The sequence below is a fragment of the Streptococcus sp. VTCC 12905 genome (assembly GCF_049893385.1).
GTDB lineage: Bacteria > Bacillota > Bacilli > Lactobacillales > Streptococcaceae > Streptococcus > Streptococcus suis_AA.
In genome coordinates, this window is sequence record NZ_JBMVJC010000002.1 from 123,520 (window position 1) to 147,922 (window position 24,403).

Here is a 24,403-nt window from a genome sequence, read left to right on the forward strand (position 1 = left end):
CTGATAGCTATTCGTTTTTTAGAATGTTTAATCATTGTTAGAAAGGAAATCATATGAAAAAGAAATGGTTGGTTCTCCTCATTCCAGTCCTAGCTCTGCTATTTTTAGGATTGGGAGCAGTCGGGCAATACAATGGCTTGGTGGACAGTTATGCTGAAGTTGAAAAGGCGCAAGCCAATGTAGACACACAGTTGCAACGACGCTATGACTTGATACCTAATGTAGTCGCAGCTGTCAAAGGAGCCATGGAACACGAGGAAGAAATATTTACTGCTATTGCAGAAGCGCGTGCTAAAATTGGCTCCAGTCAACAGGGAACGGATGAATATAACCAAGCTCAAAGTCAGTTGGATTCTGCAGTTTCTCGACTATTGGTAGTGGCAGAAAACTATCCACAATTGACAGCTAATCAACAGGTTTCAAACTTGATTACAGAGCTTGAAGGTACCGAGAATCGAATCTTAGTTGCCCGTAAAGATTATAACGCAGTGGCAACATCTTACAATAAAAAAATCAAACGCTTTCCAACATCAATCTATGCAGGTCTATTCGGATATGAAAAAGTTGAACTCTTCCAAGCAACAAATGATGCAGCAACGACTGTGCCAAGTGTTGATTTGAGTGACGAAGAGTAGAATAAGATTCTTGTTTTCATTAGATTAGAAATAACAAAATAGAACTCGGCAAAAAACCGAGTTCTATTTTGTTATGGATTGACCCAAATACCACTCACATAATCTTCTGATAAGGTCGTTTTATTGGTTATCTTCTTAGTCTGCAAATCATAAATGATAAGAGTATCCGAAGAATCATCATCAGACGACGATTGTCCATTTGGCGGACATGTTCAAGATAGTGGGGTCGAGGATTTAACTCCGTCAATGAATGAAAAACTTGTTCACCAGTTTCTGTATTGTAAATGGTAAATGAGATGGGACTGAATTGGTAATCAGTGTGTTCGATAAAAAGCAAATTTTTATCTTTTAGTGGATAGATTGCGCTCGGTGAAGAATGTTCTAATGTAATTGATGAAAATGTCCGTTTTGATGTGTCAAAGGTCAGGAGTTGAGACATTCTTTCAATTTTTCATCGTAGTGTCTCCTTTCTATTTTTTAGCATAATATAATTTACAGCAATCAACAAGTATTTTTTGATTTTTTGTATATAAAAGTCATGCAAATATTTTTGCATGACTATATTTATTTTCCAAGACAAAATTGGCTAAAGAGTTGTGTGATTAATTCATCTGGAGCGGCATCTCCTGTGATTTCGCCCAGTATTTGCCAACAACGTGTTAGGTCTACCTGTAACAAGTCGACAGGCATACCCATTTCCAATCCATCATTAACTGCCTGAAGACTTTGGACAGCTTGTTCAATCAAGGATATATGTCGTGAATTAGATAAGTAGGTAGCATCTTGTTCCACCAAACCTGCATTTTCAAAGAAAAGTTGATTGATTTTTTCTTCGATTTGATCAATGTTTTGGTTTTCTAAGACAGAGATGCGAATGACATCCTCAGGTAGTTGATCAGCTTCAATTTTTTCTTCTAGGTCTGTTTTATTGAGCAAGATAATTCGATTAGCCATGTTTGAAATGGCTAATAGATTTCGGTCTTGTTCGGTAAGTGGCTCAGATGCGTTGAGGACAAGTAGGATCAGGTCGGCCTCCTCAAGCGCTTTTTTAGACCGTTCCACACCGATTTTTTCAACGATGTCATCTGTTTCACGGATACCAGCGGTATCAATCAGCTTGAGGGGGACGCCTTTGATGTTGACGTATTCTTCGATAACGTCGCGAGTTGTCCCTGCTATATCTGTAACGATGGCTTTTTCCTCACGGAGGAGATTATTGAGTAGGCTGGATTTTCCCACATTTGGTCGACCGATAATAGCTGTTGCGATACCTTCACGTAAAATCTTACCTCGACGAGCGGTTCGGAGGAGATTTTCCAAAAGAGCTTGAAACTGGAGAGTCTTCTCACGGACTAAGTCTGTGGTTGCCTCTTCGACATCATCATACTCTGGATAATCAATATTCACTTCGACTTGAGCCAAAGTATTGAGGATTTCCTGACGTGTTTCATTAATCAGTTGGGAGAGAGAGCCATCCAACTGACGGACTGCGTTGTGCATAGCCTTGTCGGTCTTGGCACGGATGACATCCATGACAGCCTCTGCCTGGGTCAAATCCACACGTCCGTTGAGAAAGGCCCGCTTGGTAAACTCACCAGGCTCAGCCATTCGGGCACCTTGTCTAATCAACAATTGAAGAATTTCATTCGTGACGGCGATACCCCCATGTGTATTGATTTCAATCACATCTTCGCGCGTAAAGGTCTTTGGAGATCGCATGGCACCTAGCATCACTTCATCCAGTACCTGTCCAGTTGCTGGATCAATAATATGGCCATAGTTCAGACTATGACTTGGCACAGTCGCTAAGTCCTTTCCTTTAAAAACTTTGCTTGCAATGGAAAATGCATCTGTACCAGACAGACGAACAATCCCAATTGCCCCCTCTCCGAGAGGAGTAGAAATAGCAGTTATTGTATCGAATTCTTTTGTGATCATAGAGTTTGGCTTTCTGTAGGATTATAATAAAACTATTATAGCATGTTGTGTAATATTCGATGGTAAAAATGAGACAAAAAAAGACAGAAAACGCTTTCTAAAGCTATTGAAAAATGGTAGAATATTACTAAAAACAGGAGGTAATAGATGAGGTTAGCACATCTTGAAAAAAGAGAAATAGAAAGTCGGTTTCAATATCTAGAGGACCACCTGTTCAATGTTGCGATGGGGGCCAAAGTCCTTACAGATACGATTGGCCAAGGGGATATTTTGTTCTTACTAGGACTTTATCATGATTTGGGCAAGAGTGAAAGACTTTTTCAGAAAAAAATGAAAGAGAAGCCAAGTCTACACGTCGATCATTCGTATGCAGGAGCCCGTTACCTATTTCAAGAGATTGAGCAAGTCTTTCAACGCTCGGGGAGAAACACAAACGATGCCCAGCTTTTTCGTGAAATAATAGCCTACATTATATCTGCCCACCACGGTGTGTATGACGTCCCTCTACCTGAGGATATGGAAGGAGCAGGTAGATATCGGTATAGTAAGTTATTCTATCGGATTGGCCAGCCACGAGCAGACTATCATTATGAAGAAGATATAAAGGCCTATGCCAAGTTATTGGAAGAACAGCTACCTAGCTTTGGCTATCAAAATGTAGATGATTTAGTGATGAAATCATTTGAAAATTTTCAAACCGCTTGGGCGAAGTTATGCATCAATGATGATAGCGAATCGGCTTTTTATAGTTCTTGTTTTATTCGGCTCTACCTGTCTTATTTGAAGAATGCGGATATTTTGGATACGATTAATGCCTATGACCTTGTTATCGAGCCAAAAACTACTGAGGAAAATAGTGAACTTGTTCAGAAGTATTTTCAATCAGTAGAAGAAGTTTATGCAGGTTTTGGAAATCCAACCACCGAACTTAACCGTATTCGAACGGCCTTGGGAGAGCGTGTTAAACATCGTGGTGCTACGGATTCTTCAGGCATTTATCGTCTCAATCTTCCGACGGGTGCAGGTAAAACTAATCTGTCCCTTCGTTACGCTGTTCATCAACTGACACAGAAAGGTAAAAATCGTTTCTTCTACATGACGCCCTTTTTGTCCGTTTTAGAACAAAATGCAGCAGCGATTCAGGAGATTATTGGCAAAGAAGGTGTCTTGGAGCACCATTCTAATCTAGTCAGAGAACAACAAGATGCCACACCTCAAAATGAGGAGTATGGAGAGGAAACTGTCAATAGTCTAATGACAGATTACCTGATTGATACCTGGGATAGCCCAGTTGTCCTTACCACCATGGTTCAGTTCTTTCAAACCCTCTTTAAGACCAAGTCAGCTAATATCAGACGCTTCTCCAACTTAGCAAACAGCGTCTTGATTTTAGATGAAGTCCAATCCCTCCCCATTGAGGTCACTACGCTTTTTAATCTGACCATGAATTTTTTGAGTCGTGTCATGGGGGCTACAGTTGTTCTCTGTACTGCGACTCAACCTGCCTATGATTCGGTTTCCATAAGCCACCGACTATTATATGGTGGGGAAATAGCAGAGCAGGCAGACATTGTCACCTTAACCGCTGAAGAACAAGAGGTCTTTAAGAGGACAGAACTCCGCAAGTTCGATGAAAGCAATGCAGTTTCCCGATTGACTGACCTGGCAAGTTTTATCTTGGAAGAAGAAACTTCTACGCTTGTCATTCTCAATACCAAACCAGCAGTAGAAAAACTATATAGCCTATTAGAATTCCAAACAGACAGACCACTTTATCACCTCTCAACCAATATGTGTGCCCAGCACCGTCTCGATGTTATCCAAGAAATCAAAAAGCAGTTGAAAGACGATGTTCCTATAATTTGTATTAGTACGCAATTGATTGAAGCAGGAGTGGATGTTGATTTTGAGCGAGTGGTTCGATCTTATGCAGGTTTAGACTCGATTGTTCAAGCAGCTGGCCGTTGTAACCGTGAAGGCAAACGTGATTTAGGTCAGGTAACATTGATAAATTTATCCAAGGAAGAAGAAAGCCTCACCTATCTTAAAGAAATTAAGCATAAAAAAGAGGCGACTGAGAATATTTTGATAAAAGAAATGTCACCAATTGATGTTGGGGCCTTAAATCGTCTATTTTTTGAACGTTACTATGCCGACAATACAAAACAATTTGATTACCCACTGTCTACCAATGAATCTGTCTATGACTATCTCAGCTTAAGTAGCTTCAAAGGAAGTCCGAACTGCAAAGTCAGACAGTCGTTCAAGACGGCAGGGCAGAAAATGGATTTAATCAAAGATGATAGTATTGGTGTCCTAGTTCCATATGGTGACGGAGTGGGTATAATCGCTGACTTGGAAGAACGTTTGGTAGATACTCCCTATCCAAGAGGCCAGGATTTAGTTGAGATTAAACAAATTCTCAAGAGTTTGCAGCCTTTTACAGTCAATCTGAGAAAGTATGACAGTCGGCTACAAGCTATCCGATATTATTTGGAGGGAAAGGTCTTAATACTGCAAGAAGAGTGTTATGATGACGAAAAGCTTGGATTAAAAAAAGAGGCAAACCTTCCTATCTTGTAAGGTAAGATAGAAAGATCTGCCAGTCTTTGTGCTATAACACTTAACTATATTTCAATCCACATGGACACATACCATGATGACTTGATTATACCACAGATAATAGTCCCTTTCAAAAAATAAAGACCTTTAATAATAAAAATAACACTTTACTATGAATAGTAAAAGTGGTAAGATATAGATATAACATTAAGGAGGAACTTTTATAGAAGTATATGATTCAACTAATAGACAAATTGTTGGAGCGATTACCTGATATTCTAACGGCCGGAGCTTATATGGTTGTTGCCTTTCAATCAGGAAATAAGAACAAGTAGTTTTTGTCATTAAAAAACTACTTTTACGAGTTAGTCAGTGGTTACTGTAGTTGAATGCTATGGTGACCACAGCTAGCTATCCTGTTAGTTAGGTTGTTCATTTCTGTTGTAGTCTATCTTTACTATGATAAAAAAAGAAAAGGAGGAACTCGATTTTGTATCGTTCAAGGAATTTTTACCTGCGGGTGAAGGGTGATCTGGCTCTCTTTACGAATCCTGCGACCAAGGGTGGTGGAGAGAGGTCAAGCTATGCCGTTCCTACTCGACAGGCTTTAAAAGGTGTGGTGGATGCGGTTTACTATAAACCAACCATCACAAATGTTGTGACAGAAGTGAAGATTGTCAATCAAATTCAAACGGAACTTCATGGAGTCCGAGCCTTGTTGGCTAATTATGGAGCTGACATAAGTTATGTCTCTTACCTCAGCAATGTGGAATACCTGGTCAAATTTCACTTTATCTGGAATGAAAATCGCCCAGATTTAGTGCATGATCGTCTGCCCAATAAACATGAGGCGATTATGGAAAGGTCTATCAAAAAAGGCGGGCGACGAGATGTCTTTCTTGGAACCAGAGAATGTCTTGGTTTAGTTGAAGCCATTAGCCAGGAAGATTATGAAACAGCTGATGTCAAATATGGAGATGTCACCATTGACCTTGGAATTATGTTTCATTCATTTGCCTATCCAACAGAGTCTAATCAACCGCTTCGTTCCTACTTTACAAAGACCGTTATGGAAAACAGTGTCATAAGGTTTAAGGAGCAAGAAGACTGCGAGATTGTGAACACACTTTCAAATTATGTTTTCAAGACTTCGGGAGATATCAAGTTAGTAGAAGAAGAATTTGAGATATACTCACGAGATCAAGAAAATGAGGAAGGAGGTCGCTAATGGATTTCTTTACAGCACTTTTACGGGCTTATGAAGCAGCTGAGGACACAGGTTGGGTAGACAATGCTCAAAAATCAACCAGTCCCCTCCTACCGATTTACCATACTAGTCGTCGTTCAAATGGGAAGAACACGATAGCTGTTCTACTAGACAATGAAGGAAACTTCATGAAGGCAGATTTTATGGCTGATGGTGAGAGCATTATTTTTCCTGTGACTTCTGACTCGGTGGCTCGTTCGGGGAAAAATCCAGCTCCGCACCCGTTGGTTGATAAATTGACTTACTATCTTTCAGAAATAGACCAAGGACAGTATGATGCCTATCATCGTCAGTTAGATGAATGGATTTCCCAGTGTCAGGAACAAGAAGTTAAAAGATTTTTGAGTCATATCCAGCGTTTTCTGTTACAGGATGACTTTATAGAGAAGATTGTCCAGTCCCTCTATGGTAGAGTAACCAGTAGAGAGGGATTAAAAGTAACTTTTCTGGACAGTGATGATAGTGAAAAGACTATTGACCTATCGACTGCTTTTCTGGAATTTAAAATTGATCAATTCATAGGGTATCAAACCGTTTCTGTTACCAACTATTTGGACTTACATAAGGTTTACATTTCCTATGTGGAATCGAATCAGCAAGCAGATATCATCTGTAATATTAGTGGGAAACAAGAAGTGCTGGCGGCCAAGCACCGCGGATTGATAGGAAATGCCAAACTGATTTCCGTCAGCAATAACATTGAAACCTATAAAGGACGCTTCAAGGAACGAGAGGATGTCTTTACCGTTGGGAATCAGACTTCGGAAAAAATTCATTTAATGGCAAAATTTTTGTTGGAGAATGAACATACCCACGCATGGCTAGGGTCAGGACAGTATTTAATCAACTGGTTTAGTGATGATTTGACCAATGAGACACAATTAGATATCACCACTCCAAAAGTGGAAGATAATGGAATGTTTGATTTTGGAGAAACGTCTTCAGATGATAGCCCAAAATTTCAAGTAACAGAGGTAAATAAGAAAATCCGCTCTGCCTTTATCCATGGTAAAAAAGAATTTGGTGACGGAGCGACTTACTATGTTGCTATCGTTAACAAGACCAATGATGGTCGTGTTGCCCTTAAATACTTTAGACAGCTAGCTGCCTCTCAACTACTAGATAATCTCAATAAATGGCAGGGCAGGTATTCTTGGCAATTTAAGAAGCAAAATGGAGAGTATGCGGAGTGTCCACCGAGTTACCAGGATATTGTTTTAGCGGCCTATGGTGTAGATAGAGGTCGATTCTTGGAACTAGACAACGACAAGTTCAAGAGTGATCAGTTCCAAAAGTTAGCTACTAGCATGATTGATGGGAAAGATATTTCGGATACGATTCTTGGTAAATTAAAAGACAATATCAAGCAACGTCAGAGATATGGGAACACATGGAACAAGGTATTATTTGTTTCCTTGGCCCTTTTACATAAAACCAATAAGGAGGAGTTTACACCGATGTTAGACCACGAGAATAAGGATCGTTCCTATTTATTTGGACGATTATTGGCGATTTTTGAATTGTTAGAGCTTCAACGGTATCAGTTAGACGGTTCAAAAAATGATCGCATCACGAATGCGGAACGTTATTGGACTGCCTATACAAGTCAGCCAGCTAAGCTGATGATGAATTTAACCAATAAAATCAAACCTTACGAAGAAGCAGTAAAGTTAAACAGACCTGGTATTTTTAATAAATTGGAAAAAGAACGGGAAGAAATCATGGTGTTATTAGGGCCTTTGATGCAAGAACGTGGAATCAATGACCCATTAGACTATCGCTTTATATTTGGTTATTATGCTGAGAAGCAATACTTCTACACAAAACAAGAAAAAATTGAAAGTGAGGAATAAAGAATGTTGGAACAGAAAATTGATTTTATGGTAACCATTGAGGTGCGTGAGGCCAATGCTAATGGCGATCCCTTATCAGGAAATATGCCACGTACGAATGCAAATAACCAAGGGATTATTAGTGATGTTGCGATTAAGCGAAAAATTCGCAATCGTATGCAGGATATGGGGCATTCTATTTTTGTCCAGGCAAATGATCGGATTGATGATGGCTTAAATTCTTTAGAAAAACGCTTCAAAGCTCAATTTTCTGGAAAAGAATCAGATGAGGAAATCAATGAAAAAGCTAATCAAATCTGGCTAGATGTACGCTCATTTGGTCAGGTCTTCACGTATTTGAAGGATCGCTCTTTTGCTATCCGTGGACCAGTTTCTGTTAGCATGGCTCATTCGTTAGAACCTATTATCATTTCTAGTTTGCAGATTACTAGAAGTACAAATGGTGTGGAACCTAAGAAAGCAGGAGGTCGTTCTTCTGATACCATGGGGACCAAGCATTTTGTAGACTATGGTGTATATGTTGTCAAAGGTTCTATCAATGCTTATTTTGCAGAGAAGACAGGCTTTACGGCAGAAGATGCGGAGGTCTTGAAAGAAACTCTAATTACCCTGTTTGAAAATGATGCATCATCAGCTCGCCCAGAAGGTTCAATGCGTGTTCGTGAAGTTTTCTGGTTCACTCATTCCAATAAACTGGGCAATGTTTCTAGTGCACGCATCTTCGACTTGTTAGAATTTGATAAGAAAAAGCAAGACAAGTCAAGCTATGAAGAGTATGCGATTGGACTGAAGCAGAAAGAGCTGGCTGAGTTTCAGGCTAAGGGATTGAAAGTTGAGATTTTAGAAGGATTGTAAGATGGCCTATGCAGAAGATGATTATTTGATGTTGTCTGGTATTCAACATTTTCAGTTCTGCAAACGTCAATGGGCCTTAATCCATATTTATCAAGAATGGGCTGAAAATGAGGCTACCACTCACGGTCAGTTTCTTCATCAAAAAGCTGACAATCCCTATATCAAAGAAAAACGTAAGGATTTCTTGATTTCTAGGGCGATGCAGGTATCGTCTAAGGAGTTAGGGCTTTACGGGATTTTGGATGTTGTGGAATTCCATAAAGATGAGGAAGGTATTTCACTGAGTGGAAAACGTGGTAAATGGATTCCAACTATCGTTGAATACAAGCGTGGTAAGCCGAAGAAAGATGAACGGGATATTGTTCAATTGGTGGCACAGACCATGTGTTTAGAGGAAACACTGGCTTGCAAAATTGATAAGGGCTATCTGTACTATCATAGTGTCAATAAAAAAGTAGAAATTAGCATTAGTGCTGAATTAAGGCAGCTGGTTGTTGAATTAGCTAGACAAATGCATGAATTGTATCAGAAAAGAGATTTGCCAAAGGCTGAGTATTTTAAGAACTGCCAACTTTGCTCACTGGTAGATATTTGTATGCCTAGATTGAGTAAAAAATCGCGTAGTGTTGCTCATTATATCCAACAATCCATGGCAAGCGAGGAGGGGTTATGAAGAAACTGCTGAATACACTCTATCTGACTCAGGAAGATTTTTATTTGACTAGAGAGCGGGACAACATTGTCATTAAGCAAAATGGCGTTGCTGTTCACCGCTTTCCCTATCGCATTATAGACGGTATTGTGTGTTTTTCCTATCTAGGAGCCTCTCCGTCATTAATTGAACTGTGTGCGGAACATCAGATTAACCTTTCCTTCCATACACCTCAAGGGCGATTTTGTGGCCGGTTTGTAGGTCCGACGAATGGAAATGTTCTGTTAAGACGGCAGCAGTATCGCTTAGCTGATGATGCTTTGTCTCTGGAATTTGCCAAACGTTTTATTCTGTCTAAAATCTCTAATTCCAGAAAATACCTATTGCGATTTCGTAGAGATCATAAAGATAGGGTGGATGGGAATCTGTTTGAAGAGGTCAATACAGAGCTGACTTGGGCAGTGGAAATGGTTCAAACAGCTTCAGATAAGGAGACGCTACTTGGAATTGAGGGGCAGGCAGCAAATCACTATTTCCGCCTATTCAACGAAATGGTTTTGACTGATAAGGAGACGTTTCAATTCAATGGTCGCAGTAGAAGGCCTCCGTTGGATTGTGTGAATGCCTTACTTTCCTTCGGCTACAGTCTGTTGACCTATGAATGCCAATCAGCACTTGAAACGGTTGGTCTGGATAGTTATGTTGGATTTTTCCACACAGACCGTCCTGGTCGTGCGAGTCTGGCATTGGATTTAGTTGAGGAATTTCGTTCCTTCATTGTTGATCGGTTTGTATTTTCCTTAATCAATAGAGGACAGTTAACGAAAAAGCATTTTGATATCAAAGAAAATGGAAGTGTTTTGTTGACTGAAAAAGGCAGAGCAGTTTTCATTGAAGCCTGGCAAAAGCGAAAACATACAGAAGTTGAACATCCATTTACGCAGGAAAAAGTCAAATTGATGTTATTGCCTTACGTTCAGGCACAATTGCTTGCAAAGGCTGTTCGAGGCGAGTTGGACAGTTATCCTCCGTTTATGATATAGGGGCTATATTATGATGGTATTAGTGACCTATGATGTCAATACAGAAACAGTAACTGGACGAAAGCGATTGAGACAAGTAGCCAAGCTGTGCGTTGACTTTGGTCAACGTGTGCAACATTCTGTCTTCGAATGTTCAGTCGCTCCAGCAGAATTTGTTGAGTTAAAGAATAAGTTGCTGGAAATCATTGACAAGGAACAGGATAGTATCCGCTTTTATTTGCTAGGAAAAAACTGGCAAAATCGTGTGGAAACGATTGGACGAGATACTAGTTATGATCCTGATCAAGGAGTCCTCCTGTTATAGATTATCTCTGCGAATCGGGCTTACTCATTAAATGTGGGGAGATTCGCCTGAAAAACTTATGAAAAACAGTGAAAATACAGCGAATTTGTGATATATTCTATATCTATAGAAACTTTATTTTTACAAAACAGTGTCAAATGGCACTGTCGCACCCCACATGGGTGCGTGGATTGAAATATTGGATAAGTTTGATAAACAGACCGTCACGGATGGTCGCACCCCACATGGGTGCGTGGATTGAAATAGAAATAGTCAGTGAATTGACAGGTATTCCAGTTGTCGCACCCCACATGGGTGCGTGGATTGAAATATACTTCTGATGATAAAAATGACTTATCCGAAGGGTCGCACCCCACATGGGTGCGTGGATTGAAATTATTTAACCAGCTGGTGTAGTGAACTTAACTGCGTCGCACCCCACATGGGTGCGTGGATTGAAATCTTTTGGACCTGGCAAACCTTGGTCCCCTTTTGGTCGCACCCCACATGGGTGCGTGGATTGAAATACTTTCAACGGGGCTATCTTGGCCCGGCGTCTGGTCGCACCCCACATGGGTGCGTGGATTGAAATGTCCTCCTCTAGCTCCATAAGTGAGAAAACAAACGGTCGCACCCCACATGGGTGCGTGGATTGAAATTACATGTCTGCTCCTAAGTCAATATCAGAGCCTCGTCGCACCCCACATGGGTGCGTGGATTGAAATATTTATTGGACAAGAAAAAAGCTACGAAACATTTGTCGCACCCCACATGGGTGCGTGGATTGAAATAAAAATCTCCTTGCCGTTGACATCGAACAGCCCTGGTCGCACCCCACATGGGTGCGTGGATTGAAATTTGAAGTGCAAGATTGGTTAAATACATTCGAATGTCGCACCCCACATGGGTGCGTGGATTGAAATGTTTGAAGAATCGTTGAATGAGTTCGGAGAAGTGGCGTCGCACCCCACATGGGTGCGTGGATTGAAATGGACAACAACGAGGAACAACTCATTGGATGACTTTGTCGCACCCCACATGGGTGCGTGGATTGAAATTTTATTTTATAATCTTATTATACACTAATAAAAACGTCGCACCCCACATGGGTGCGTGGATTGAAATCGTTTTGAATTTGACACACGTAGCATAACTGGTAGAGTCGCACCCCACATGGGTGCGTGGATTGAAATATTTTGCTTTATTTGACGGTCAATTTTCTCAAGGTCGCACCCCACATGGGTGCGTGGATTGAAATGATTAAAGCCCTGTATAGCTCGGAGTCTATACTGTCGCACCCCACATGGGTGCGTGGATTGAAATATTAGTGGCATGTTTTACTTGCTGACGGCTTTGTGTCGCACCCCACATGGGTGCGTGGATTGAAATTGATGTCAACCATTGGCACATAATCAACCTTGAGTCGCACCCCACATGGGTGCGTGGATTGAAATAATAAGCGGACCAAGTATACTCATGACAGTCTGGTCGCACCCCACATGGGTGCGTGGATTGAAATCGTGATGAATAATCTGATAGGCCCTTTCACGAGTGACAGGTCGCACCCCACATGGGTGCGTGGATTGAAATCGTGGACTCCGCCTTTGTTAAAGCCTCGGCCTACTGTCGCACCCCACATGGGTGCGTGGATTGAAATATAACGGGCACCGTGTCAAGCTCTGCCAGGCCCGTCGCACCCCACATGGGTGCGTGGATTGAAATAAAAGGAGCAGTAACTGCACTAGAAAGCGTAGCGTCGCACCCCACATGGGTGCGTGGATTGAAATACGAGTGATAGGCTTGTTTTTACCTTGACGGCTTTGTCGCACCCCACATGGGTGCGTGGATTGAAATTTCGCTGCCTTGCTGTTGGTCATTGTTGGTTTGGTCGCACCCCACATGGGTGCGTGGATTGAAATACCAGCATGACTATCTCCATTCCTAGCCATTTCGTCGCACCCCACATGGGTGCGTGGATTGAAATGTATTGGGTCCTCGTTTGGCTCAGAGTGTCCTCAGTCGCACCCCACATGGGTGCGTGGATTGAAATATCCAAAGCGTAATCATGTTTGTCTGGGTCTGTTGTCGCACCCCACATGGGTGCGTGGATTGAAATAAGATTGTGGATGCTCCACAGTATTTCTGGAAAAGTCGCACCCCACATGGGTGCGTGGATTGAAATTAAATCTGCAAATCCGAAATCTCGAACGTCAATGTCGCACCCCACATGGGTGCGTGGATTGAAATGGTCCACCAGGCAACCAATGTACCCCAGATAGACAGTCGCACCCCACATGGGTGCGTGGATTGAAATAAAGTTAAAGAAACCTTTTATCGCATTGATAGCGTGTCGCACCCCACATGGGTGCGTGGATTGAAATTTCCCGGACACGCCGCCAAGTCTAAACGATGTCTCGTCGCACCCCACATGGGTGCGTGGATTGAAATTCTTATCTCTATTCTCTATCTCTGGCGTACATTTGGTCGCACCCCACATGGGTGCGTGGATTGAAATATTGACACTGTCTGAACAAGCATCAGCAATTGTAAGTCGCACCCCACATGGGTGCGTGGATTGAAATAGCTTGCTTTTGCTTTTCTGCATCTAGTCTAGCTTGTCGCACCCCACATGGGTGCGTGGATTGAAATTTATCTTGATACTAATAGAAATAATTCACGTCTAGTCGCACCCCACATGGGTGCGTGGATTGAAATCCTACCCTTGTAGCAAATCACATAGTCTAAGCCAGTCGCACCCCACATGGGTGCGTGGATTGAAATACCAAGAAGAGCATGATACCAAAAGAGTTGAAAGGTCGCACCCCACATGGGTGCGTGGATTGAAATTATTCGTGACAGTGTAAACGGTGGTCAACACATGTCGCACCCCACATGGGTGCGTGGATTGAAATTTGAAACAGCAAAATATCCAACTAAACCATTTGGTCGCACCCCACATGGGTGCGTGGATTGAAATTTGCGTGACCTTTTTTAAAAGATTTTGTTCAACCGTCGCACCCCACATGGGTGCGTGGATTGAAATTTTGTCATGCCAGCCATTCTTGATAGATAGCTCGTCGCACCCCACATGGGTGCGTGGATTGAAATTATAAGTCACAGCTAACCTCAGTTGGTGATTTGAGTCGCACCCCACATGGGTGCGTGGATTATAAAGTGATAATCTAATAATCGTTTCCTCAATAAAATCTTTTGTCAGAGACCTCAGAGAAAAATATATGATTCTTCTATTATTTTCGGTAATATTTTCTAATTTTTCTTCCCCTTTTTTTTAAATTTTCTTATAATAACTTCCCCACTTCATGCTATAATAGTTATATGAGTTTTTAAAAGGAGCATGAAATGTCAAACTTAAAAGAGCAGGTTGGTATTAAGGCGGCGGAATTTGTAAAGGATGGTATGGTTGTTGGTCTAGGGACTGGGTCTACAGCCTACTATTTTGTTAAAGAAATTGGCCGTCGGGTTGCGGAGGAGGGGTTACAAATTATTGGTGTAACGACCTCGAATGCTACGGCAGAGCATGCTGCGTCCCTTGGGATTCCACTAAAAAATATTGATGAAGTTGAGTACGTAGACTTAACGGTAGATGGGGCTGATGAAGTAGATGGAGCCTTTAATGGAATCAAAGGTGGCGGTGCAGCCTTATTAATGGAGAAAATTGTTGCGGTCAATAGTAAAGATTGCATCTGGATTGTTGATGAATCCAAAGTAGTTGAAACGCTAGGAGCATTTAAATTGCCAGTAGAAGTGGTTCAATACGGTTCTGAAAATCTATTTCGCTTGTTCGAATCAAAAGGATATCGCCCAAGTTTCCGAATGAGTGATGGTGAAAAACTTGTGACGGATATGAAAAATTATATTATTGACCTCGATTTACATCGGATTGAAGATTCAGTTGCATTGGCGGAAGAATTGGATCGGACAGTGGGAGTTGTTGAACATGGTCTCTTTATTGGTTTGATTTCCAAGGTAATCGTTGGTACGCCTGACGGTCCTCAAATAGTTGAAAAATAAGTAAAGTGAAAACGCTTCTCAATTACTAACAATGAGAGGCGTTTTTATGGTATAATGAAAACACGAACGTTTGAAGTTAATGAGAATTCATTTCCAATTTTATAGTTGTCTTTGCTATCCATTGCTTTCAAACCCTATGAATGAGTATAGATTTTCTAGAATGGGATCTATGCTCTAGGTGTTTGGGGATGATCCGAGCTCGAAGAAGGTAGCAGATAATGCATTTATTAAAAGATGAAATTCCAGATATTTTACTGGTATTATGGTTGGAAATTAATTTTCTGTAACTCATGATTCAAAAAAGGAGACAATTATGCCTAAATTTAAACGTGTTCACTTGGTTGTCATGGATTCTGTCGGAATCGGCGCAGCACCAGACTCAGATAAATTTTTCAATGCAGGTGTAGCAGATACAGAGTCTGATACACTCGGTCACATTTCTGAAAAAGCTGGGCTTGATGTGCCAAACATGGCAAAAATTGGTCTTGGCAATATTCCTCGTGATACACCGCTTGCGACAGTTCCTGCTGAAAGCCATCCAACTGGTTATGTAACCAAATTGGAAGAGGTTTCGCTTGGGAAAGACACCATGACAGGACACTGGGAAATTATGGGTCTCAATATTACTGAGCCATTTGATACATTCTGGGATGGTTTCCCTGAAGAGATTTTGACAAAAATCGAAGAATTCTCAGGTCGTAAAATCATTCGCGAAGCAAACAAGCCGTATTCAGGTACAGCTGTTATTGATGACTTTGGACCTCGCCAAATGGAAACAGGGGAGTTAATCGTCTATACCTCCGCAGATCCTGTGCTTCAGATTGCAGCCCATGAAGACATTATTCCACTTGATGAGTTGTATCGTATCTGTGAATATGCTCGCTCGATTACCCTTGAACGCCCTGCTCTTCTAGGTCGTATAATCGCACGTCCATATGTTGGTGAACCAGGGAATTTCTCACGGACTGCAAACCGTCATGACTATGCGGTGTCACCGTTTGAAGCAACAGTCCTCAACAAACTGGCAGATGCGGGTGTACCAACTTACTCAGTTGGTAAAATCAGTGATATTTTCAATGGTTCAGGTATTACAAATGATATGGGTCACACCAAGTCCAACAAGCACGGTGTCGATGTGTTGATTGATACTCTGAAGTTATCAGACTTCGAGGAAGGTTTCTCCTTCACAAACTTAGTTGACTTTGATGCTGTCTATGGTCACCGTCGCAATATAGAAGGTTACCGCGACTGCTTGCAAGAGTTTGATGCACGTATTCCAGAGATTATTGACAATATGCGTGAAGATGACCTGCTCTTGATTACTGCAGACCACGGCAATGATCCATCTTATGTTGGGACAGACCATACACGTGAATATGTGCCTCTCTTGGCATACAGCAAGGCTTTCAAAGGAAATGGTGTCTTGCCAGTCGGTCACTTTGCGGATATTTCAGCCACTGTTGCTGAAAACTTTGGTGTGGAGACAGCCATGATAGGTGAAAGTTTCTTAGGAGCTTTAGTTTAATGGAAAAAGTTGTGATTTATCATAATCCTGCATGTGGAACATCGCGCAACGTCCTTGCTATTATCCGACATGTTGGAATTGAACCTGAAATTGTTCATTATTTGGATACCCCACCGAGTGAGGAAGAATTGCATGATTTATTGTCCAAAATGGGAATAACAGCTAGAGATTTGTTACGAACCAATGTACCACCATATCATGAAATGGGGATTGATTGGGAGAGTGCATCTGAGGATACTATCATTTCGGCAATGGTTGTTGAACCAATTCTTATCAATCGACCAATTGTTGTAAGCTCAAAGGGTGTTAAATTATGTCGTCCTTCAGAGACAGTTTTGGAATTATTGCCACCAATGAAAACACCCTATGTTAAAGAAGATGGTGAAGTAGTTTTGCCTCTATAAAAGTTTATATTCTATGGGTTTTTTAAAGATTATAGAAAGGAAGTTTAATTAGCTAGGCTAATTGAATTTGGACGACAGTCCAGTATCATTGAACTTATGACATTAGTAGAAAAAATTTATGAAACAAAAGCGTTTTTGGAAGAAAAAGGTCTAGTGAAACCTGAATTCGGTTTGATCTTGGGATCTGGCTTGGGTGAATTAGCTCAAGAAGTTGAAAACGCCATTGTCATCGACTATGCAGATATTCCGAACTGGGGCAAATCAACGGTTGTTGGTCATGCTGGTAAGTTGGTTTACGGTGATTTGGCAGGACGTAAGGTCTTAGCTCTTCAAGGTCGTTTCCACTTTTATGAAGGAAATCCTATGGAGGTCGTGACCTTCCCTGTCCGTGTCATGAAAGCTCTCGGTTGCGAAGGAGTGATTGTGACAAATGCCGCAGGCGGTATCGGCTATGGTCCAGGTACCTTGATGGCAATTACTGACCACATCAACATGACAGGTCAAAACCCATTGATTGGTGCAAACTTGGAAGAATTTGGTCCACGTTTCCCAGATATGTCCAATGCCTACACTAAAGAATACCGTGAAAAAGCGCATGCCATTGCGGAAAAATTGGGCATCAAGTTGGACGATGGTGTCTATCTAGGTGTGACAGGTCCTACCTATGAAACACCTGCTGAAATCTTGGCCTTCAAGACTATGGGTGCACATGCAGTCGGTATGTCGACAGTACCAGAAGTTATCGTGGCTGCTCACTCAGGTATGAAAGTCTTGGGAATTTCTGCTATTACAAACTTTGCGGCTGGTTTCCAATCTGAACTCAATCACGAAGAAGTTGTAGAAGTAACCGAGCAAATCAAGGACAACTTCAAGGGCTTGGTGAAAGCTATCTTGGCTGAGTTGTAAATTGGTGTAAGTGAGAGTACAATGATCACATTTCACACTCTTACTTCAGTACTTTTATCGTTTTCCAATCTAATAAGAAGAATAATTATCAAGAAAGGTAAGGCTCTACATGTCTATCCATATCTCCGCAAAACCAGATGAAATCGCTGATAAGATTTTACTGCCTGGTGATCCACTTCGTGCTAAATTTATCGCTGAAAACTTCCTTGAAGATGCTGTTTGTTTCAATGAAGTCCGCAATATGTTTGGCTATACAGGTACGTACAAAGGTCATCGTGTTTCTGTGATGGGAACAGGAATGGGTATGCCATCTATTTCTATTTATGCACATGAACTGATTACCGAATATGGCGTAAAAAAATTGATACGTGTGGGAACAGCCGGTTCTTTAAATAAGGATGTTCATGTCCGTGAATTGGTACTTGCTCAAGGGGCAGCTACTAATTCAAAAATGATTAATATTGACTGGCCAGAATATGATTTGCCCCAAATTGCCGATTTTGAATTGTTGGATAAGGCTTATCATATTGCTAAGGAACTTAACTTGACAATCCATGTCGGCAATGTCTTGTCATCAGATAGTTTCTATTCTCCAAAGCTATTCAGTCGGAACTTAGAATTAGGGAAATTGGGTGTGAAAGCTGTAGAAATGGAAGCAGCCGCACTTTACTATTTGGGTGCTAAGTTTGGTGTTCAAACCCTTGCCATTATGACAATTTCTGATAGTTTGGTGAATCCAGAAGAAGACACTACAGCTGAAGAGCGTCAAAACACATTCACTGATATGATGAAGGTTGGTTTGGAAACTCTGATTGCTGATGAATGATAAAAAATCTAGATTGCTATAAAACGCAATCGTTTGAAAGGCGAACCAATTTCTATTTGTACGGAACTTGGCTTGTCTTTTTTTTGTTGAATAAGGTATAATACAGAAAGCGGTTACGTTTTTTAACAGAAACATTCGTGGATACTTACAAAAATAAGTTTCCAAAAGGAGGATAAGAATGATCAACTTACAAAACTTTGTCCAGTCTATGTATGCCAAACGTATCGAAGATTGCACAGACCAAGAACTCTATTATGCTTTATTAGCCTTTACTAAACAACAAAGTGAAGCCAAGTATACCAACGATCAGAAGAAAAAAGTTTACTACATTTCAGCTGAATTCTTGATTGGTAAATTATTATCTAATAACCTAATCAATCTTGGACTTTATGATGAAGTGAAAAGTCAGTTGATTGCAGCTGGCAAAGATTTGATTACCATTGAAGATATGGAACTAGAACCGTCACTTGGCAATGGTGGTTTAGGTCGTTTAGCTGCCTGTTTCTTAGACTCGATTGCAAGTCTTGGTTTAAATGGTGATGGTGTTGGCCTCAACTATCATTTTGGTCTCTTTCGTCAATTATTTGTCTACCATCAACAGACTGCCGTTCCAAATGAGTGGATTACTCCACATTCATGGTTAAAGGAATCACCGATTTCTTATCAGGTGCCATTTGCTCACTTCACACTGACTTCAAAGCTCTATGATATTGATGTACCAGGTTATAAAATGGAACGGAAAAACCGTTTGCGCTTGTTTGACCTAGGCTCAGTAGATGATAATATCATTTATGATGGTATAGAATTTGATAAAGAAGACATTTTCCGCAATTTGACTCTCTTCCTTTACCCAGATGATTCGACGGATGAAGGAAAAGTCCTTCGGATTTTTCAACAATATTTCATGGTGTCCAATGCTGCGCAACTCTTGATTGATGAGGCGATTGCCAAAGGTTCAAATCTGCATGATTTGCCTGATTACGCTGTCGTTCAAATCAATGATACCCATCCTTCATTGGTCATTCCTGAATTGATTCGTTTGTTAGAACTTCGTGGCATTTCATTTGATGAAGCGGTTGAGATCGTGAAAAAGATGACAGCCTATACCAACCACACCATTTTGTCAGAGGCTTTGGAAAAATGGCCACTTGATTTCTTAAACCGTGTTGTGCCACATCTGGTACCATTTATCGAAGAATTGGACCGTCGTGCGAAAGCTGTCAAGAACGATCCAACGGTGAACATTATTGATGAACAAGGCCGTGTTCATATGGCTCACATGGATATTCATTATGGCTATTCCATCAATGGAGTGGCGGCCCTTCACACAGAAATCCTGAAGACTTCAGAATTGAAGGCTTTTTACGAGCTTTATCCTGAGAAATTCAACAACAAAACAAACGGGATTACCTTCCGACGTTGGCTGATGCATGCGAATCCAAGTCTGGCAAGCTACTTTGATGGCTTAATCGGACATGGCTATCACCATGATGCGAGTGAATTGGAAAAACTTTTGGATTTCAAGGGAAACAAGGAACTTAAAGACTGGTTAGAAGAAACCAAACAACATAATAAACGTAAATTGCAACGTCATATTGCGAAAACTCAAGGTGTAGAGGTTAACCCTGAATCCATTTTTGATGTGCAAATCAAGCGCATGCATGAGTACAAGCGACAACAAATGAACGTATTATATGTCATTTACAAATATCTGGATATCAAAGCTGGAAATATTCCAACCCGACCATTAACCGTATTCTTCGGAGGAAAAGCGGCACCAGCCTATACAACTGCCCAAGATATTATTCACTTAATATTAGTATTGTCACAAGTTATTCAAAATGACCTAGATGTTGCCCCGCATTTGCAAGTGGTGATGATTGAAAACTACAATGTAACCGAGGCGAGTTATATTATCCCAGCAGCAGATATTTCCGAACAGATTTCTCTTGCATCTAAGGAAGCATCTGGTACTGGCAATATGAAATTCATGTTGAATGGTGCGTTGACAATTGGTACGGATGATGGTGCCAATGTAGAAATCCATGAATTGGTTGGTGATGAAAACATCTACATTTTTGGTCAAGATAGTCAAACTGTTATTAATCATTATGCAAATGGAACCTACCACCCATCCGCTTACTACGAACGCGATACAATCCGTCCATTGATTGATTTCATTACTAGTGATGTCGTTCGTCATGCGGGTGGTATCGATGAACGTCTATGGCGCTTACAAGATAATTTGAAACACAATGACCACTTTATGACCCTCTTAGACTTGGAAGATTACATTTTAACCAAGGAACGCATGTTGACAGATTATGAAGACCGTAATAGCTGGCTTGAAAAAGTGATTGTCAACATTGCCAAATCTGGATTCTTCTCATCAGACCGTACGATTCAACAGTACAATGAAGATATCTGGCATTTGGAAGCTAAATAGCATAAATGTGGACAGATAATCTAAAAAAATCTCACTCTGAACAACATTAGAAAAAAATAGCTTAGAATCAACGTTGCTGATGACGTCCTTCTAAGCTATTTTTTATGTTAAAGACTAGTTATCCAGATTTATTTTTTTGAATTTTATAGTCGAATGAATTAACTTTCAGACAAGGAGCTGAGACGCAGGCTGTACTCGAGTACGGCAAGGCGAAAGCGACGATGTATCAAAGCTAATTCAAATGACTATATTTTTGAAGAATCGACCAATTACTGATCGTCCAAGGAAATTTCCAAGGACAAAACCGATTGTATTGAGCAGGATATCACCAAGATCAAAGAAACCTAATGAGAAAGTGTACTGGCAGACTTCAATTATCAGAATTGCACCAATAAAAAGAGTTAATTTTTTCCAAGAAAAAGGAACGAGCAATCCTAGGGGTAAAAATAATAAGAGGTTAAAGACTAAGACAGCTGGGTTGAGAAAAAGGTCTTGTGTGACGGTGGAAAAGAGATTCCAGTTGAAACCTTTGACGCCAATACTTTTGAAAAATAGGAGATAAATGAGGATAAGAAAATAGCTACAATAGAAAAAGTAGAGAATTGGTCTAGAAATTTTTGGTCGATAAATTAATCGAAATATGTTAAAGCAAAACGCAGTCATTAACAGGATTGCCGCAAGTGTAGGAATGACATCATAGGTCATAAATATAGTCGAAAACTGGAAAAAAAGAAAAGTCATAAAAATCCAGCGGCAGACTAAAAATGACAGGATGAGATTGATGCTATCGTATATTCTGTCTTTGTTCATTAAAAGTCTCCTTTCATCTTTATTATACGAATATTTTAGAGTGAAGTAAAGTGTGGCTCCAAAAAAAGTTTTCATTGACAATGTGCTATAATAGATTTTATGAATAAACGACCGACATCAGCCTACATTCACATTCCATTTTGCACTCAAATTTGTTACTATTGTGACTTTTCCAAGGTATTTATCAAAAACCAACCTGTCGATGAGTATTTGTCCAGCCTCATGGAAGAGGTCAAGTTTTACGACCTCCCAGCCCTTCGGACCCTATATATTGGTGGCGGAACACCTTCGGCTCTATCAGCAGATCAATTAGACTATCTCTTGACCAATCTTGAGAATTTGTTGGATTTATCTCAACTGGAGGAATTTACTATTGAGGCTAACCCTGGTGACCTGACAGCAGACAAAATTGAAGTTCTAAAAAAATCTAAGTGTAACCGTGTATCACTGGGGGTTCAAACCTTTGATGACCGTATGTTAAAAAAAATTGGTCGTAGTCATAATCAAGCCCAAATTTATGAAACTATTGCTTCACTAAAAGCAGCTGGTTTTCATAATATTTCCATAGATCTTATCTATGCGTTACCTGGTCAGACCATGGAGCAAGTCAAAGACAATGTTGCAAAGGCCTTAGAGTTGGATATACCCCATATGAGTCTCTATAGCTTGATTTTGGAAAATCATACGGTCTTTATGAATCGCCAACGCCGTGGAAATCTTCATCTGCCCAATGAGGACGTAGAATCTGATATGTTTGATTACATCCTTCGGGAGTTAGAAAAAAATGGTTTTGAGCACTATGAGATTTCTAATTTTACCAAACCAGGATTTGAAAGTCGTCATAATCTCATGTACTGGGATAATGCGGAGTATTATGGATTAGGGGCAGGGGCTTCAGGCTATTTGGATGGCATGCGTTATCGTAACCGAGGCCCGATTCAGCACTATCTCAAATCAATTCGTGAGAAAGGTCATTCACGTTTACATGAGGAATTTCTCAGTAAAACGGAGCAGATGGAAGAAGAGATGTTTTTAGGCCTGAGAAAGAAAACGGGTGTCTCGATTGAACGATTTGAAGAAAAATTTGGCATCTCATTTGAAGAACAATATGGTCAGGTTGTTAGAGACTTAATAAATGAAGGTCTCTTACAGGAGGAGAACCATTGGCTTAGAATGACGAAAAAAGGATTATTTCTTGGCGATACAGTAGCTGAACGGTTTATTATTGAAGAGTTGTAGTGGGGTGAACTAAATGGGATTAAAATACCAAGAAAATGTAACTATTCCATTTGATATGTGTGATGTGCAACATGAAATTAAATTACCAGCTTTTATCTCATATTGTCTGGGAGTGTCAGGACGTCAATCAGAGTCAGTTGGAAGAAGTGATGTATTTATTTTTGAAGAATTTGGATTAATCTGGGTAGTGACTGATTATGAGCTGAACATTCATCGCTTACCAACTTATAATGAGACCATCACCATTGTGACAGAAGCGATTGCTTATAATAAATTTTTCTGCCATCGGATGTTCTATATTTATGATGAAAATGGCAATCTTTTACTCGATATTCTCTGCTATTTTGTGTTGATTGATTTTGAAACTCGAAAGGTAGCTCCAGTTCCAGAAGTATTGATTGAGCCATTTCAATCTGAACAGGTCAAAAAATTACCACGGGCACCCAAATACCATGAGCTGGATGCACCATTTGTTCAGGAGTTTTCGGTTCGTTATTTTGATTTGGATATGAATGGTCATGTCAACAATAGTAAGTACTTAGAATGGATGTATGAATCGCTAGGATACGATTTTCTGCTCTGCCATGTTCCTAAAAAAATTCAATTAAAATACATCAAGGAAGTAGCTCCTACAAGTCAAGTGAGTTCTCGATTGGTTACAACAGCATTACATAGCCAACATGAAATCGTTGTAGAGGGGCATATTCATGCACAAGCTACAATTGAATGGAGGAAAAGAGATGACGCAAGATAAGTGGTTGGACTGGGCTGTGCGTCTACAAGCCATCGCTCAAACAGGTTTAGCCTATGGGAAAGATGTTTATGATATTGAACGTTTTGAAGAAGTGCGGCAAATTGCGGCAGAAATGTTAGTGGAGCCTTCGGGGCAACCTTTGGAAGTAGTGAAAGAGCTATTTTGTAATGAATCTGGCTATCAGACCCCGAAACTTGATACTCGCGCAGCCATTTTTCAGGATAACAAAATCTTGTTGGTTCAGGAAAATGATGGACTTTGGTCTTTGCCTGGCGGGGATTGTGTCATAATAATGACAGGTGCTTAAAACGCTGTTAAATCAAGGATTTGAGCGTTCTACAATCTGTCATTAAGGAGGAATTTTTTAGATTTT

The 24,403-nt window shown here is 40.5% G+C and carries 19 protein-coding genes, 1 pseudogene and 1 CRISPR repeat array; of the genes and pseudogenes, 17 read left to right on the top strand and 3 right to left on the bottom strand.

All coding sequences use genetic code 11. From position 1 onward, the window contains the following. Nucleotides 1-53: 53 nt before the first annotated feature. Nucleotides 54-635, top strand: a complete 582-nt coding sequence (locus ACPC58_RS01520; RefSeq protein WP_434065021.1) for a LemA family protein — start codon at nt 54-56, stop codon at nt 633-635. A 127-nt stretch (nt 636-762) separates the two neighbouring features. Here ACPC58_RS01520 and ACPC58_RS01525 read toward each other — a convergent pair whose 3' ends face one another. Then, complete coding sequence (locus ACPC58_RS01525; RefSeq protein WP_434065022.1) at nt 763-1,074, bottom strand: hypothetical protein; 312 nt, start codon at nt 1,072-1,074, stop codon at nt 763-765. A gap of 125 nt (nt 1,075-1,199) precedes the next feature. Further along, nucleotides 1,200-2,573, bottom strand: coding sequence for a tRNA uridine-5-carboxymethylaminomethyl(34) synthesis GTPase MnmE (gene mnmE / locus ACPC58_RS01530; protein WP_172036661.1), 1,374 nt, complete (start codon nt 2,571-2,573; stop codon nt 1,200-1,202). A gap of 147 nt (nt 2,574-2,720) precedes the next feature. Here mnmE and cas3 point away from each other — a divergent pair, with 147 nt between their 5' ends. The 13 genes from cas3 to glgP all read left to right on the top strand — a co-directional run bounded on the left by cas3 (nt 2,721) and on the right by glgP (nt 21,227). Next, nucleotides 2,721-5,156 (top strand): CRISPR-associated helicase Cas3', encoded by a 2,436-nt coding sequence (gene cas3 / locus ACPC58_RS01535; protein WP_434065023.1) that lies wholly within the window; start codon nt 2,721-2,723, stop codon nt 5,154-5,156. A gap of 469 nt (nt 5,157-5,625) precedes the next feature. Continuing rightward, nucleotides 5,626-6,363 carry a type I-C CRISPR-associated protein Cas5c gene (gene cas5c / locus ACPC58_RS01540; protein WP_434065024.1) on the top strand — a complete coding sequence of 246 codons (738 nt, stop codon included), beginning with the start codon at nt 5,626-5,628 and terminating at the stop codon, nt 6,361-6,363. Then, complete coding sequence (gene cas8c, locus ACPC58_RS01545) at nt 6,363-8,255, top strand: type I-C CRISPR-associated protein Cas8c/Csd1 (RefSeq protein WP_434065025.1); 1,893 nt, start codon at nt 6,363-6,365, stop codon at nt 8,253-8,255. Before cas5c ends, cas8c begins: the two co-directional genes overlap by 1 nt. Nucleotides 8,256-8,258: 3 nt before the next feature. Continuing rightward, entirely contained in the window at nt 8,259-9,110 is an 852-nt protein-coding gene (gene cas7c, locus ACPC58_RS01550) for a type I-C CRISPR-associated protein Cas7/Csd2 (RefSeq protein ID WP_434065026.1), read from the top strand. 1 nt (nt 9,111) lies between these two features. Continuing rightward, nucleotides 9,112-9,783, top strand: coding sequence for a CRISPR-associated protein Cas4 (gene cas4, locus ACPC58_RS01555; RefSeq protein ID WP_434065027.1), 672 nt, complete (start codon nt 9,112-9,114; stop codon nt 9,781-9,783). Next, on the top strand, nt 9,780-10,805 hold the full coding sequence (gene cas1c / locus ACPC58_RS01560; RefSeq protein ID WP_434065028.1) for a type I-C CRISPR-associated endonuclease Cas1c: 1,026 nt from the start codon (nt 9,780-9,782) through the stop codon (nt 10,803-10,805). The genes cas4 and cas1c overlap by 4 nt, the downstream gene beginning before the upstream one ends. Before the next feature lie 10 nt (nt 10,806-10,815). Continuing rightward, nucleotides 10,816-11,109: a CRISPR-associated endonuclease Cas2 gene (gene cas2, locus ACPC58_RS01565; protein WP_434065029.1), complete on the top strand. Its 294-nt coding sequence runs from the start codon at nt 10,816-10,818 to the stop codon at nt 11,107-11,109. A 145-nt stretch (nt 11,110-11,254) separates the two neighbouring features. Continuing rightward, nucleotides 11,255-14,262: direct repeats of the CRISPR family, unit length 32 nt; unit sequence GTCGCACCCCACATGGGTGCGTGGATTGAAAT. A 186-nt stretch (nt 14,263-14,448) separates the two neighbouring features. Continuing rightward, complete coding sequence (rpiA, locus tag ACPC58_RS01570; protein ID WP_434065030.1) at nt 14,449-15,120, top strand: ribose-5-phosphate isomerase RpiA; 672 nt, start codon at nt 14,449-14,451, stop codon at nt 15,118-15,120. Between the two features lie 313 nt (nt 15,121-15,433). Further along, nucleotides 15,434-16,645 carry a phosphopentomutase gene (locus ACPC58_RS01575; RefSeq protein ID WP_130555029.1) on the top strand — a complete coding sequence of 404 codons (1,212 nt, stop codon included), beginning with the start codon at nt 15,434-15,436 and terminating at the stop codon, nt 16,643-16,645. Next, nucleotides 16,645-17,049, top strand: coding sequence for an arsenate reductase (glutaredoxin) (gene arsC, locus ACPC58_RS01580; protein WP_130555028.1), 405 nt, complete (start codon nt 16,645-16,647; stop codon nt 17,047-17,049). Before ACPC58_RS01575 ends, arsC begins: the two co-directional genes overlap by 1 nt. Nucleotides 17,050-17,145: 96 nt before the next feature. After that, on the top strand, nt 17,146-17,955 hold the full coding sequence (locus ACPC58_RS01585; RefSeq protein ID WP_434065031.1) for a purine-nucleoside phosphorylase: 810 nt from the start codon (nt 17,146-17,148) through the stop codon (nt 17,953-17,955). Nucleotides 17,956-18,064: 109 nt separating this feature from the next. Beyond that, entirely contained in the window at nt 18,065-18,781 is a 717-nt protein-coding gene (gene deoD, locus ACPC58_RS01590; protein WP_434065032.1) for a purine-nucleoside phosphorylase, read from the top strand. A gap of 178 nt (nt 18,782-18,959) precedes the next feature. Next, nucleotides 18,960-21,227 (top strand): glycogen/starch/alpha-glucan family phosphorylase, encoded by a 2,268-nt coding sequence (gene glgP / locus ACPC58_RS01595; protein WP_434065033.1) that lies wholly within the window; start codon nt 18,960-18,962, stop codon nt 21,225-21,227. 237 nt (nt 21,228-21,464) lie between these two features. On the opposite strand, the gene ACPC58_RS01600 is transcribed toward glgP, so the two are convergent. Next, nucleotides 21,465-22,112 (bottom strand): VanZ family protein, encoded by a 648-nt coding sequence (locus ACPC58_RS01600; RefSeq protein ID WP_434065034.1) that lies wholly within the window; start codon nt 22,110-22,112, stop codon nt 21,465-21,467. 24 nt (nt 22,113-22,136) lie between these two features. Between ACPC58_RS01600 and hemW the strand changes: the two genes are divergently transcribed. The 3 genes and pseudogenes from hemW to ACPC58_RS01615 all read left to right on the top strand — a co-directional run. Next, nucleotides 22,137-23,276: a radical SAM family heme chaperone HemW gene (gene hemW, locus ACPC58_RS01605; protein ID WP_434065035.1), complete on the top strand. Its 1,140-nt coding sequence runs from the start codon at nt 22,137-22,139 to the stop codon at nt 23,274-23,276. Between the two features lie 13 nt (nt 23,277-23,289). Beyond that, nucleotides 23,290-24,030: an acyl-ACP thioesterase domain-containing protein gene (locus tag ACPC58_RS01610; protein ID WP_217374925.1), complete on the top strand. Its 741-nt coding sequence runs from the start codon at nt 23,290-23,292 to the stop codon at nt 24,028-24,030. Beyond that, nucleotides 24,017-24,313: pseudogene (locus ACPC58_RS01615) on the top strand (NUDIX hydrolase); the annotation flags it as partial. The gene ACPC58_RS01610 and the pseudogene ACPC58_RS01615, both read left to right, overlap by 14 nt. Nucleotides 24,314-24,403: the final 90 nt, after the last annotated feature.